Genomic DNA, 12581 nt, shown 5'->3' on the forward strand with positions numbered 1-12581 from the left:
GACGTCACCTCGAAACCCGGCCGACGCTGGTGACGTCACCTCGAAACCCGCCCAACAGCCGGCGAGCCAACCTCGAGACCCGCCTGACGGCGGTCGAGAGAACCCAGAAAAACGCCGACAGCACCCACCTCGACCTCGCCACCGGCGGGGCGAAATCAAAATGGTGGGTGCTGTCGGCGTTTTTCTGGGTTCTCTCGACGCGAAGCAAGGTTCCGTCGGCGAAATCCAAGGTTCCGTCGGCGAAATCCAAGGTTCCGTCGGCGAAATCCAAGGTTCCGTCGGCGAAATCCAGGGTTCTGTCGCCGCCGCCAGGCGGGGCGACCAGGGTCGCCCCGCCGACAGCCAGGCTCATGCCGTGGCCGGCACCTCTTCCTTCGCCGCGCCGATCGGACGACCGGTCCGCAACGGCAGTTCCTTCCAGGTGACCGTCCCGAGGATGGCGATCAGCGACATGATCGACACCGCCAGGAACACCGTGTCCATCGAATTGGCGAATCCGACTTTGATGGGGCGGGCGAGCTCGGTCGGGAGCTCGCTGATCACGGAGGTGTCGGACATCACGCTGTCCGAGGCCCCCGAAGCCTGACCCGGGTTCTCCGCGGCTGCCATCAACCCCTGGGCGAACTGCGCGACCTTCGGGTTGTCGCTCTGCGCGGCCTGCACCACGGCGGTCCGGTACTCGGGCTGGCTTGCGGCTGCGGTCATCTCGTCGTGGATGTTCGGGCCCATCAGGGAGAACAGCAACGAGAAGAAGACGGCGACGCCCATCGTGCCGCCGATCTGGCGGAAGAAGGTCGACGTGCCGGTGGACAGTCCCATGTCCTTGGGCGGCAGGATGTTCTGCATCGCCAACATGATCGGCTGCATCAGGTTGCCCAGACCGAAGCCGATCAGGGCAGCGGTCAGCATCACCAGGTACACCGGGGTGTCCACCCCGACGAGATGCATCAGGAACGCACCCACGGTGACCAGCACCGATCCGATGATCGGGTAGATCTTGTAGCGGCCGGTGCGGGAGATCAGCTGGCCGGACACGATCGAACCGGTCATCAGGCCCAATACCATCGGCAGCATCTGCAGGCCGGCGACCATCGGGCTCGATCCACGCAGGACCTGGTAGTACTGCGGCAGCATCGAGATGCCGCCGAACATCGCCGCACCGATGATCACCGAGATCACGATGCCCTGGGAGAAGATCGGGTTCTTGAAGACACGCAACGGGATCAGCGCCTCGTCGCCCATCTTGTGCTCGATCCAGATGAACACGCCCACGCCGATCACGCCGATGGCATAGCAGAGCAGCGACAGGCCCGAGGTCCATCCCCATTCGCGTCCCTGTTCGGCGACGATCAGCAGCGGAGCGACCGCCACGGCCAGTGCCGTCGCGCCCCAGTAGTCGGTGCGCCCACCCCGACCCTTCTGCTGGTCATAGTTCAGGACCTTGTAGATCAGCAGCAGCGAGAGAAGGCCGATGGGCACGTTGACCAGGAACACCCAGCGCCAGCCGGAGACCCACAGGATCGAGCTCTGTCCGGCGAGGAGACCGCCGAGGACCGGGCCCAGCACGCTCGAGGTGCCGAACACCGCGAGGAAGTAGCCCTGGTACTTGGCGCGCTCGCGGGGCGGCACGATGTCACCGATGGTGGTCAACGCCAACGTCATCAGACCACCGGCACCGAGGCCCTGGAATGCGCGGAACGCCGCCAGCTCATACATCGACGTCGCGATGCTGCAGAGCAGCGACCCGACCACGAAGATCGAGATCGCAACCATGAAGAACGGCTTACGGCCGTACAGGTCGGAGAGCTTGCCGTAGAGGGGCGTCACGATCGTCGCGGTGACGAGGTACGCGGTGGTGGCCCACGCCTGCATGTCGTAGCCGTTGAGGTCGTCGGCGATCGTTCGGATCGACGTCGAGACGATGGTCTGATCCAGTGCGGCGAGGAACATCGCACTCATCAGACCGGCGAGCACGGTCAGTATCTGACGGTGTGTCAGCCCGGCCCCCGCCGTGTTGTCGTCGTGGGCCGCGGTGACGTCTGCGGCCGTCGATTCGGTCATGATTGTCCTTTCACAAGGTCTGTCAGCGACGGATGGTTCTTGTCGCACGGCGGCGGCACGACCATCGTCTCGGCCGCGTCGACGAACCGCGTCAGTAGACGGACGAGCGTCCACAGTTCGTCATCGGTCCAGTCCGACATGGCGTGATCCATCGCGACTCGCCGCACCGTCCGCATGGACTCCACGCGTTCCCGCCCGGCATCGGTGATGACGAGAAGGGTGGCACGGCCGTCGGCGGGGTCGGCCTCGCGACGAACGAGTCCGAGGTCGACGAGTTGTGCCACGTGACGGCTGACCGTTGATGGATCGGCGTTGAGGCTCTCCGCCAACTCTCGCGAGCGCATCGATTGTCGGGCGAGGTGGAAGAGGCCTTTGAACGCCGCCGTCTCGAATTCACCGTCGGCGGTCTTGAACGTGGTGTGCACGGCCCGATCCCGCACACGGATGTACCGCGCGAGTACATCGAACAACTCGTCGATTGCCGATTGATCGAGCACGGTCCCCCTCCTCAGCCGTCGGATCTTTTTACTTTCTCATTGCAATTAGTTGTAGGCTGCAATTAGTTGCCGCCCGCAAGTATGCGCTCGGATTCGATCGAAGGCAAACGAGTACCTACGATCAGAGGTCGTGACTCCTGCACCACCGCCCCCGACGGGAAACCGGCCCCACTTCACTTCGATGCCCGACCTGGCACTTCGGGACCTCGGCGGCGCCGTGGTGTGGACCAACGACGATCTGTTCGCCGAGGCCCAGAACCTGATCAAGACGGCACCGGCCCAGTACCAGCCGGCGACGTTCGGCCACAAGGGTCAGATCTACGACGGCTGGGAGACGCGTCGTCGGCGAGTGGGTGGAGTCGACCAGGCCATCGTGCGCCTCGGCGCGCCGGGTGTGATCTATGGCGTGGTGGTGGACACGTCGTGGTTCAAGGGCAACTACCCGCCGTTCATCTCGGTGGAGGCGGCCGCGGTCGAGGGCGTCGTGTCGGTCGAGCAGCTCCTCAACGACGTCGAGTGGGTGACCATCGTCGAGCGCAGTCCCGCCGAGGGAGACACCCGCAATCCGTTTAAGGTCGACGCGAAGAACCGCTTCACCCATGTACGCCTCACGATGCACCCCGACGGCGGTGTGGCCCGATTCCGCGTGCACGGCCGCGGCGTGCCCAACCCGCACTTCTTCCGCTATGGCCACTTCGACCTCGCGGCGCTGGAGAACGGTGGCCTGATCACGGCCTGCTCCAACATGTTCTACAGCTCACCGAACAATCTGCTGATGCCGGGCCGGGCCCGGAACATGGGCGAGGGCTGGGAGACGTCGCGACGCCGCGACGACGGCAACGACTGGGTGCAGGTCCGCCTCGCCGGCCGCGGACTGGTGAGCCTCGTCGAGCTCGACACCAGCTACTTCCTCGGCAATGCGCCCGGTGCCGCCACGGTCCGCGGCCGCGACGGCGAGGACGGCGAGTGGTTCGAGGTCCTACCCCGCACCGACCTGCAGCCCGACACACGTCACCGATTCGTCATCGACCTCGATCGACCCATGACCGAGGCGCGGATGGACATCTTCCCCGACGGCGGGATGGCGCGGTTCAAGCTCTACGGCACCCTGACCGGCGATGCCGAGGCCGAACTCGTCGAGCAGTGGGAGCGTGGCGAGGCCTGACGCGTCACCTGGCGTCGCCCCGATACCGCGCGCCCGGCGTGCATCCGCGCATGGAGCGACGCGCGCGGATGCCTGATGGGCGCGCGGTTGTCAGGCGACGAGACCGGAGAGTGCGTCGACCAGCCGGTCAATATCCGCGGAACCGGTGCCGAGGCCGAAACTCGCCCGCACCGCGCCGTCCGGATACCCCAACCGGTTCAGCAGCGGGTGCGCGCAGAACTTGCCGTCGCGAACACCGATACCCGCACTGTCGCTGAGGTATTCGGCCACGAGCCGCGGCGCGTGTCCGGCCACGGCGAAGCCGGCGATGCCGACCCGTTCGGTCGAGTCGTCGAAGATCCGTAACGGGGTGACACCGTCGATGCCGGCGAGGCCGTCGTCCAGGCGGGCGAGCAATGCCGCCTCGTGCACTCCGATCGACTCGAGGCCGATGGCCGCAAGCGCCTCGCAGGCGGCCGCGATCGACAAGGCGCCCAGCACATTCGGCGAGCCCGCCTCGTGGCGGGCCGCACCGGTGTGCCATTCGACGCTGGAGCGCCCGACCTCGGTGTCGCCCACGGACACGGTGGCCGACGCCCCGCCGCCGGACAGGTACGGATCGGCCGCGTCGAGCCAGTCGCCCCGGCCGACCAGCACGCCGGCGCCGAACGGCGCGTAGAGCTTGTGCCCGGAGAAGACCAGGTAGTCGATGCCGTGGCTGACCATCGACACCCGACGATGCGCGACCAGCTGCGCGGCGTCGACGAGGATGCGTGCGCCGTTGCGGTGCGCGATCGATGCGAGCCGCCCGATCGGCAACACCTCACCCGTCACATTCGACGCCGCGGTGACCGCCAGCAGCGCCGCCGGCGATGACGCGAGTTCCGCCTCGAGCGCGGTCAGCGTGTCCTCGATCGTCGAGGCGGCGCGGACGACACGCACCCGCGACGATCCGCCGCGAGCCCACGGCAGCAGGTTGGCGTGATGCTCGATGTCGAGTACGACGACATCACCGCACGTCACATGAGCTGCGAGGTTGATCGCATCGGTGGTGCCGCGGGTGAAGACCACGGTGTCGTCGACCCGCCCGCGGACGAACCCCCGTACGACGTCACGGGCCGCCTCGTAGCGGCGGGTGGTGATCTGCGACAGGTGGCCGGCGCCACGATGCACACTCGCGTACTGCGCCAACGACTCCTGCACCACGCGGGCGACGTCGACGAGCGCCGGCGCGCTCGCGGCGTAGTCGAGATTCGCGTACGCGACCGAACCGCCCGTACGGAGCGGCACGAGCTCACCGGCGCCGACGACCTCGGCCAACGGTGCGATCGGTGCCCGCGTGGCACACGAGTGGGCCGATCCGAGGTCGGCGAGGGGCTTGACGAACGGCGCTGAGAGGACAGCAGACATGACAAATACTCCTGGGAATCCGCACTTGCCGTGATCACCTCGAACACGGCCGGGTCGTCACCCGGAGCACCCCACCGCGGAGGAGGGTTGCCGACCAGCGAGCCGGGGCTTGGCACTGGCACTCATGACCCGCGTCAAGATTCGCCCATCGGATGATCGGAGTCAACCTTTGGATCAGCATGCGCGAAACACCCGCGCGAACCCGCGACGGTAGCGTGAGACGCATGGCGAACCTCGACGGCGACGACACCGACGCCGGTGTGTTCGTGCTGTCACGCCCGGACGGCACGGTCCGTGCGCGCGGTGTGCGACGCCGGTTCACCGATGCGCACGCGGCCGCCGACGCCGTGCGCGCGCGGACGGTCGGCGCGATCACCGGCGCGATCCCGTTCGATCCGGCCGAGCCGGCCGCCCTTCTGACCCCGGAGACACTCGCTCGCACCCCCGAACCGCTGCCGGGCCGGGCCGCCACGCCGCACCGCATCGCGTCGGCGACCTATCGTCCGGAGCCGTCGGCCCATCGCGATCGCGTGGTACGGGCGATCAAGGAGATCGCCGAGGGAAACCTCGCCAAGGTGGTGCTCGCCCGGGCAGTGGATCTGATCGTCGAACCGGCGGTCGATCCCGCCGAGCTGCTCACCGCCCTCGCTGCGGGTAACGCCGAGCACAATGCGTTCGCCGTCGACGTCGGCGCGGTCCGTGGAGACGGCGCATGGCTACTCGGCGCCAGCCCGGAGATGTTGTTACGCAAGCGCGGTCGGACGGTGACGTGTCAGCCGTACGCCGGGTCCGCGCCTCGGTCCGATGATGTCGAGGCCGACCGCGCGGCCGCAGCCGCTCTCGCCGCGTCGGCCAAGGATCTCACCGAGCACGCGTTCGTCGTCGACCATCTGCGTCGGCAACTCGCACCGATCTGCGAGGACCTCGACGCACCGACGTCGCCCGAGGTGCGCTCCACCGGCGAGATCTGGCATCTGGCGACGACCATCCACGGAACCCTTCGCGACGACACGATGACCTCGCTCGACCTGGCACTGCGTCTGGGTCCCACGCCGGCTGTCGGTGGAACACCGAATTCCGTGGCGGCACAGTTCATCATCGACAACGAGGAGCCGCGGGGACTATATGCCGGTGCCGTCGGGTGGTGCGACGAATCGGGCGACGGGGACTGGATGGTGACGATCCGGTGCCTCGAACTGGCCGCCGACCGTCGGTCGCTGCGGACCTGGGCCGGCGGCGGCATCGTCGCGCAGTCAGACCCGCAGGCGGAGGTGGACGAGACCACCGCGAAACTGCGGACCGTCCTCAATGCGCTCGGGATCGAGCATGCCTGACGACTTCCTGATCGCGCGCAATCCGGAGGAGGGCTCCTCGCTCCCCTACCTCGTACGAATTCCTCTCGGCGCCAACGGGATCATCCTCAAGGTCCGCGAGACCTGGCCGCGCACCAGCAAGATCTACTGCCATCGCGCCGTCGAATGGCCGTCCGATCCGGAGATCGTCGAACAGCTTCCGGTACGGGCCGTATCCCGGCGCGGCGCCGCCATCGACCTCGTCCTCGAGCGCGGCCGGGAGAACCGATCGCAGTTCGTGCTCACCCAGGCGCGCGGTCGGGAGATGATCTTCTGGCAGTCACGGCGCACCACCAAGCAGGCACGTCCGAACGTGGCGATCCCGAAAGCCCGTGCGCACGGTCAGGTTCTGACGATCGTGGTGGACAGCGGCGAGCGTTACGCCTATGGGTTCACACATCAGCAGGCCGAGACGACCCGACGCAAATTGCCTGCCGGCGACTACGCGGTCACCGATGGTGAGACCGTGATCGCCGCGGTTGAACGCAAGTCGATCGACGATCTGAGCTCCGGTCTGACGTCGGGCAAGATAACCTACCAGCTCTCCGATCTCGCCGGATTGCACCGCGCCGCAGTCGTTGTCGAGGCACCCTACAGCGCGGTGTTCAAACGCGAATACGTCGCGGGTTCGACACTGGCCGAAGCAGTCGCCGAAGCCCAGGTGCGTTTTCCGCAGGTGCCGATCGTGTTCTGCGACAACCGCAAACTGGCCGAGGAGTGGACCTACCGCTGGCTCGGCGCGGCACTGCACGAGTGGCATTTGTCCACCCGCACCGACATCGTCGTGAACGATCTGCAGGGCCCCGCCGCCGGACCGGCCGAGATCCGCGCGTGGGCAGTGGCCAACGGAGTCGAGGTACCCACCAAGGGCCGCATCCCTGCGCGCGTTCGCGAGGCGTGGGAGAAGCGCAACGACAGACAGGACTGAGTACTCACCGTGGATTCGGTGGGCTCTGCGCTGTCCGTCACCAGGTTTCGATACGCCCTCCGCTAGCGCTCCGGCCTACTCAACCAGCGGACGATGCGCACCAACCGGCCCCGAGCCACATACCCGACGCCGACCGTATCGAGTCAGACCACCCCGACCCTCAGCCCAGCGCTCCCCACTGCGGTCCCTGAGGAGCGAGGCGCCAGCCGAGCGTCCCCACTGCGGTCCCTGAGGAGCGAGGCGCCAGCCGAGCGTCCCCACTGCGGTCCCTGAGGAGCGAGGCGCCAGCCGAGCGTCCCCACTGCGGTCCCTGAGGAGCGAGGCGCCAGCCGAGCGTCACGAAGGGCCGACCCCTTCGTGACGGGCCTCCGCAAGCTCCGGCCCTCCTCAGGGATCGGGTGGACAGCGCTCCGCTTCTGCCATATCGCGTGAAGACGCTCGCAGATCAGGGATCGGGTGGACAGCGCTCCACTTCCGCCCATATCGCGTGAAGACGCTCGCAGATCAGGGATCGGGGGCCAGCGTTTTACTCACCCAAGCCGAGATCACGACCCGCCCAGCGCCTGATCCAGATCCGACAACAGATCCTCGACACCCTCCAGGCCGACCGAGAGTCGCACCACGGAGTCCGTGACCCCGATCGCCGCACGGCCTTCCGGGCCCATCGCCCGGTGTGTGGTGGTCGCCGGGTGGGTGATCAACGACTTCGAATCGCCGAGATTGTTCGAGATGTCGATCACGCGCAGACCGTTGAGCACCTCGAAGGCACGTTTCTTGCCTTCGACACCGCCGCGGTCATCGATCTCGAAGGTCACCACGGTGCCGCCGCCGGACATCTGCGCCTTTGCGAGCTCGTACTGCGGATGCGACTGCAGGAAGGGATATTTCACCCACCGGACGCGCGGATCGGCCTCGAGGAACTCGGCGATGCGCAGCGCCGACGAGACCGAGGCGTCGAGCCGCAGGCGCATCGTCTCCAGCCCCTTGAGCATCGTCCACGCGTTGAACGGACTCAACGCCGGACCGGTGTGTCGCATCAGGGTCTGCACCGGGCCGTCGATGTACTCCTTCTCGCCGAGCACCGCTCCGCCCATCACGCGTCCCTGCCCGTCGATGTGCTTGGTGCCGGAGTACACGATCACGTCGGCGCCCATATCCAGCCCGCGCTGCAGCAGCGGCGTGGCGAAGACGTTGTCCAACACCACCTTTGCACCTGCGGCGTGAGCCATCTCGGTCACCTTGGCCACGTCGACGAGGGTCTGCATCGGATTGGACGGGGTCTCGAAGAACACCGCGGTCGTCGGCTGCGACAGCGCCGCCGCCCACTGATCGAGGTCTTCACCGTCGACGAACACGGTTTCGACGCCCCACCGCGGCAGGATCTCGTTGCACACCACGAAGCACGAGCCGAACAGACTGCGGGCGGCCACCAATCGGTCCCCGGTCTTGAGCAGCGCACCCAAGGCCACGAACACCGCGGCCATACCGCTCGCGGTGGCGAAGCACGCCTCGGCGCCCTCGAGTTGACGGAGGCGCTCCTGGAACATCTCGACGGTCGGATTGCCGTAGCGCGAGTAGACGAATCGTTCGTCCTCACCGGTGAACGCACGTTCGGCCGCTTCGGCCGAGTCGTAGACGTAGCCACTGGTCAGGTAGAGCGCTTCGGAGGTCTCGAAGAATCCCGACCGGTCCAGGCCGGCCCGTACCGCGAGCGTGTCCGCCGAGACGCCCTCGGGCAGCTGTTTGCTCACGATTGCCGCCACGGCAGGTTCAGGGCACGCCAGCCGACGGCACCACGGTGGTCGTTCTCGTCGAGGGCGCCCTCGAATCCGTCGAGCACGTTGTAAGCGGCGGTCACGCCGTCCGCGGTGGCCGCCTCGGCCGCGCCGATGGACCGGTGGCCGGAGCGGCAGATGAAGATCACCTCGTTGTCGTCGGTGACACCCGCGTCACGGAGTTCAGAGACGAAGGCCTGGTTCGGCCGACCGTCGGGAAAGGTGTTCCACTCGATGAAGACGGTCTTCTTGCCGATGACCTCGAGGTCCGGCACACCGACGAACGCCCACTCGGCCCGCGTCCGGCAGTCCACCAGGACCGCCTTCGGGTCGTCTTCCAGTTTCTTCCACGCCTCTTGCGGCGTGAGATCACCCGCGTAGCTCACGAACCACACACCTTCCAGTCCCCGTCTTCTCGCACCACGACCACCTTGGTGACCTGTTGCTGGTCGGGCTTGTCGTCAAAATGCCAATGTACCTGCGCGGTCGCACGGTCTCCCGACACGGTGATGTCGGTGATCTCGGGGATCACGATGTGCCCGTTCTGGTCGTTCGACTGCCGGTTCTCCGCGAGGAACGTCGCCTCGTCGGGAAAATCGCCGGATGCGAGGTCGGCCGCGCATGTCGACGCCCGATACTTCGGGTAGTCGAGTTCGTTGCGGGCCGTGTAGGCATCGTTCACAGCGTGCTGGACATGTGCCTCGGTACTCATCCGGTCATCGGCCGGTCGGATCAGGTACGAGATGCCGATGCCGGCGGCGGCGATCACGACGACGCCGAGAGCCACCAAGAACGGCAAGGCGTTCTTCCAGCTCGGCGGCGGAGCGGCCGGCTGCTCCTCGCCGGGGTCGACGGAGGCCGAACGGTCCCGGTCACCTGCACGCTTGGCCATGGCGCGCAGTCTATCGATCGCCGTGAACGCTTCGATTTCGGGCATCGCGGACCCGACCGCCGTCGGCGGCGGTGGGCGCAGTGCGATGGGGCAGGCCACGCACCCGCCGACGTCGCGTATCGATCCTAGTGAGGTAAACCTCACTAGGAGATTTTGGTCGTGGCCGATCAGCGCCTACCGTAGAAGGGATAGCGTCGCGTCAGCGGCTACCATCAGCGACTCTTCGCCGGAGTCCTACGAGAGCCAGTTCCACGAGAGCCAGGAAGCACCTAATCCATGAGTGACACGAGCCGCCCGTTGCGGGTTGCGATCGTCGGTGCCGGTCCCGCCGGGATCTACGCCGCCGATGCGTTGATGAAGTCCGACACCGCCAAGGACCGCGGCGTCAGCATCGACCTCTACGAGCGCATGCCCGCGCCCTTCGGCCTGATCCGCTACGGTGTCGCTCCCGATCACCCGCGGATCAAGGGCATCATCACCGCTCTTCACAAGGTGCTCGACAAGCCGCAGGTCCGGTTGCTCGGCAACATCGACTACGGCACCGACATCACCCTGGCCGAGCTGCGCGAACACTACGACGCGGTGATCTTCTCGACCGGCGCCACCGACGACCGCGCCCTCGGTATCCCGGGAATCGAGCTCGACGGCAGCTACGGCGCCGCCCAGTTCGTCGCCTGGTACGACGGCCACCCCGACTTCCCGCGCACCTGGCCGCTGGAGGCCGAGAAGGTCGCCGTCATCGGTGTCGGCAACGTCGCCCTCGACGTCGCGCGCGTTCTCGCCAAGACCGGCGACGAACTGCTGCCCACCGAGATCCCGGCCAACGTCTACGAAGGCCTCAAGGCCAACAAGGCCATCGAGGTGCACGTGTTCGGTCGTCGCGGCCCGGCACAGGCGAAGTTCACCCCGCTCGAGCTCAAGGAGCTCGACCACTCGCCGAACATCGAGGTCGTCGTCAATCCCGAGGACATCGACTACGACGAGGGTTCGGCTGTCGCACGCCGCGGTTCGAAGATCACCGACCAGGTCGCGACGATCATCGAGAACTACGCGATCCGCGACCCGAAGCAGGGCGCGATCCACAAGCTGTTCCTGCACTTCTTCGAGAACCCGGTGGAGATCCTCGGCGAGGACGGCAAGGTCGTTGGCCTGCGCACCGAGCGCACCCAGCTCGACGGCACCGGCAACGTCAAGCCGACCGGCAAGCACACCGACTGGGAGGTCGGCGCGGTCTACCGGGCTGTCGGCTACCTGTCCGACAACCTCCCGCAGATCCCGTTCGACACCCAGGCCGGCGTGATCCCGAACGAGGCCGGACGCGTGTTCGACGAGGGCGCACACCTGACCGGCATGTACACCACCGGCTGGGTCAAGCGCGGCCCCGTCGGCCTCATCGGCCACACCAAGGGTGACGCCAACGAGACCGTCGACTGCATCCTCGAGGACATGGCCAACGGCGTGCTCAACGAGCCGACCAAGCCGTCCGAGGACGCCGTCATCGAACTGCTCGAGAGCAAGGGCATCCCGTTCACCACCTGGGACGGCTGGTACCGCCTCGACGAGCACGAGCGCGCCCTCGGCGCCGCCGAAGGCCGCGAACGCGTCAAGGTCGTCGAGCGCGAGGACATGCTCGCCGCCAGCGAACCCCACAAGGTCGAGAAGGCGTAGCCCGCCAAGCCCCCCGCCGCAAGATAGGCTCCCAACGCAAGCGATGGGAGCCGAGAGAACCCGGCGAGGCAACGGCCGCTTCACGCCGAGAGAACCCAAAATTCCACCGAGGGAACCCACAGCCTGATTGTCAGGTGCGATTGGTGATCGCGGTGGGTTCCCTCGGTGAAATTTTGGGTTCTCTCGGCCCCCATCGGTTGCTCTGGGAGCCTTGGTTTCAGTTGGCTAGTTCTGCTGGTTGCGCCAGTTCTGCCAGTAACCGAAGTTGTTGGTCAGGTTCTCGGCCTCGTCACCGAAGGTGAAGCCGGAGATGGTCGCCGGGAAGCAACCGAACCACTTGGTCTCGATCGGGCGGACCCAGCGCTTGGCCTTGTTGTCCCACTTGGACATCGACTCACCGGGCTTGAGTTCCTTGACCCGCACCGACGCGCCGTTGATCTCGTTGAGGATCACGTTGTGCATCGTCGTGCTGCCGATGTTGCGGACGGTCATCCAGCGGTACATGTACCAGGCCTGATTCCAGGGCTGTCCCCACTGTCCGAAGTGACACTCGATGCCACCGATGATCTGCAGGTCTCCGGGCGCCGCGGCCTGTGCGGGTGCGGTGCCGGCAAGCGTGCCGGCGGCGATTCCGACGGTCGCCAGTACCGCAGTGGCCGCACGCTTGAATGATGCTCTCATCAACCTCTCCTCCGTTGTCCGCGTGATGTTCTGGTGACACTATCGACGCCCACCCAGCGAATCGTTACGCACTCCAAAGGATCCTCACAGGCGCATTCGGCTTTTCGTTATGCAACGGACACGCTTCCGGATCGGCCCCGGGATCTGCCACAAGGAACTTTGGTAAGGTTTAC

12 protein-coding genes and 1 riboswitch are annotated in these 12581 nt (G+C 66.6%); of the genes, 4 read left to right on the top strand and 8 right to left on the bottom strand.

Going from position 1 to position 12581, the window contains the following annotated elements:
- Nucleotides 1-4: 4 nt before the first annotated feature.
- From ACVT6V_RS28420 to ACVT6V_RS28430, 3 genes are read right to left on the bottom strand one after another with little or no spacing between them, the layout of a single operon-like run.
- Nucleotides 5-352 (bottom strand): hypothetical protein, encoded by a 348-nt coding sequence (locus ACVT6V_RS28420; protein WP_489897390.1) that lies wholly within the window; start codon nucleotides 350-352, stop codon nucleotides 5-7.
- Complete coding sequence (locus tag ACVT6V_RS28425; RefSeq protein ID WP_489897391.1) at nucleotides 349-2061, bottom strand: MDR family MFS transporter; 1713 nt, start codon at nucleotides 2059-2061, stop codon at nucleotides 349-351. The genes ACVT6V_RS28420 and ACVT6V_RS28425 overlap by 4 nt, the downstream gene beginning before the upstream one ends.
- Nucleotides 2058-2558: a MarR family winged helix-turn-helix transcriptional regulator gene (locus ACVT6V_RS28430; RefSeq protein WP_489897392.1), complete on the bottom strand. Its 501-nt coding sequence runs from the start codon at nucleotides 2556-2558 to the stop codon at nucleotides 2058-2060. Before ACVT6V_RS28430 ends, ACVT6V_RS28425 begins: the two co-directional genes overlap by 4 nt.
- Nucleotides 2559-2739: 181 nt before the next feature.
- On the opposite strand from ACVT6V_RS28430, the gene alc reads away from it, so the two are divergent.
- Entirely contained in the window at nucleotides 2740-3723 is a 984-nt protein-coding gene (gene alc, locus ACVT6V_RS28435; RefSeq protein WP_489897393.1) for an allantoicase, read from the top strand.
- 90 nt (nucleotides 3724-3813) lie between these two features.
- On the opposite strand, the gene ACVT6V_RS28440 is transcribed toward alc, so the two are convergent.
- Nucleotides 3814-5112 carry an aminotransferase class V-fold PLP-dependent enzyme gene (locus ACVT6V_RS28440; RefSeq protein ID WP_489897394.1) on the bottom strand — a complete coding sequence of 433 codons (1299 nt, stop codon included), beginning with the start codon at nucleotides 5110-5112 and terminating at the stop codon, nucleotides 3814-3816.
- A gap of 16 nt (nucleotides 5113-5128) precedes the next feature.
- A riboswitch (SAM riboswitch) is annotated at nucleotides 5129-5242 on the bottom strand.
- A 94-nt stretch (nucleotides 5243-5336) separates the two neighbouring features.
- Here ACVT6V_RS28440 and ACVT6V_RS28445 point away from each other — a divergent pair.
- Both ACVT6V_RS28445 and ACVT6V_RS28450 read left to right on the top strand, forming a co-directional pair.
- Nucleotides 5337-6446: an isochorismate synthase gene (locus ACVT6V_RS28445; RefSeq protein ID WP_489897395.1), complete on the top strand. Its 1110-nt coding sequence runs from the start codon at nucleotides 5337-5339 to the stop codon at nucleotides 6444-6446.
- Complete coding sequence (locus ACVT6V_RS28450; protein ID WP_489897396.1) at nucleotides 6439-7392, top strand: ERCC4 domain-containing protein; 954 nt, start codon at nucleotides 6439-6441, stop codon at nucleotides 7390-7392. Before ACVT6V_RS28445 ends, ACVT6V_RS28450 begins: the two co-directional genes overlap by 8 nt.
- A 545-nt stretch (nucleotides 7393-7937) precedes the next feature.
- On the opposite strand, the gene ACVT6V_RS28455 is transcribed toward ACVT6V_RS28450, so the two are convergent.
- The 3 genes from ACVT6V_RS28455 to ACVT6V_RS28465 are packed head-to-tail and all read right to left on the bottom strand — an operon-like array spanning nucleotide 7938 to nucleotide 10059.
- Entirely contained in the window at nucleotides 7938-9143 is a 1206-nt protein-coding gene (locus ACVT6V_RS28455) for an O-succinylhomoserine sulfhydrylase (protein WP_489897397.1), read from the bottom strand.
- Nucleotides 9140-9553 (bottom strand): rhodanese-like domain-containing protein, encoded by a 414-nt coding sequence (locus tag ACVT6V_RS28460; protein ID WP_489897398.1) that lies wholly within the window; start codon nucleotides 9551-9553, stop codon nucleotides 9140-9142. The genes ACVT6V_RS28455 and ACVT6V_RS28460 overlap by 4 nt, the downstream gene beginning before the upstream one ends.
- Complete coding sequence (locus ACVT6V_RS28465; RefSeq protein ID WP_489897399.1) at nucleotides 9550-10059, bottom strand: Rv0361 family membrane protein; 510 nt, start codon at nucleotides 10057-10059, stop codon at nucleotides 9550-9552. Before ACVT6V_RS28465 ends, ACVT6V_RS28460 begins: the two co-directional genes overlap by 4 nt.
- Before the next feature lie 276 nt (nucleotides 10060-10335).
- Here ACVT6V_RS28465 and ACVT6V_RS28470 point away from each other — a divergent pair, with 276 nt between their 5' ends.
- On the top strand, nucleotides 10336-11727 hold the full coding sequence (locus ACVT6V_RS28470) for an FAD-dependent oxidoreductase (RefSeq protein ID WP_489897400.1): 1392 nt from the start codon (nucleotides 10336-10338) through the stop codon (nucleotides 11725-11727).
- A gap of 225 nt (nucleotides 11728-11952) precedes the next feature.
- Here ACVT6V_RS28470 and ACVT6V_RS28475 read toward each other — a convergent pair whose 3' ends face one another.
- Nucleotides 11953-12408, bottom strand: coding sequence for a hypothetical protein (locus ACVT6V_RS28475; protein ID WP_489897401.1), 456 nt, complete (start codon nucleotides 12406-12408; stop codon nucleotides 11953-11955).
- Nucleotides 12409-12581: the final 173 nt, after the last annotated feature.

The organism is Gordonia sp. LMA167, from assembly GCF_058130025.1.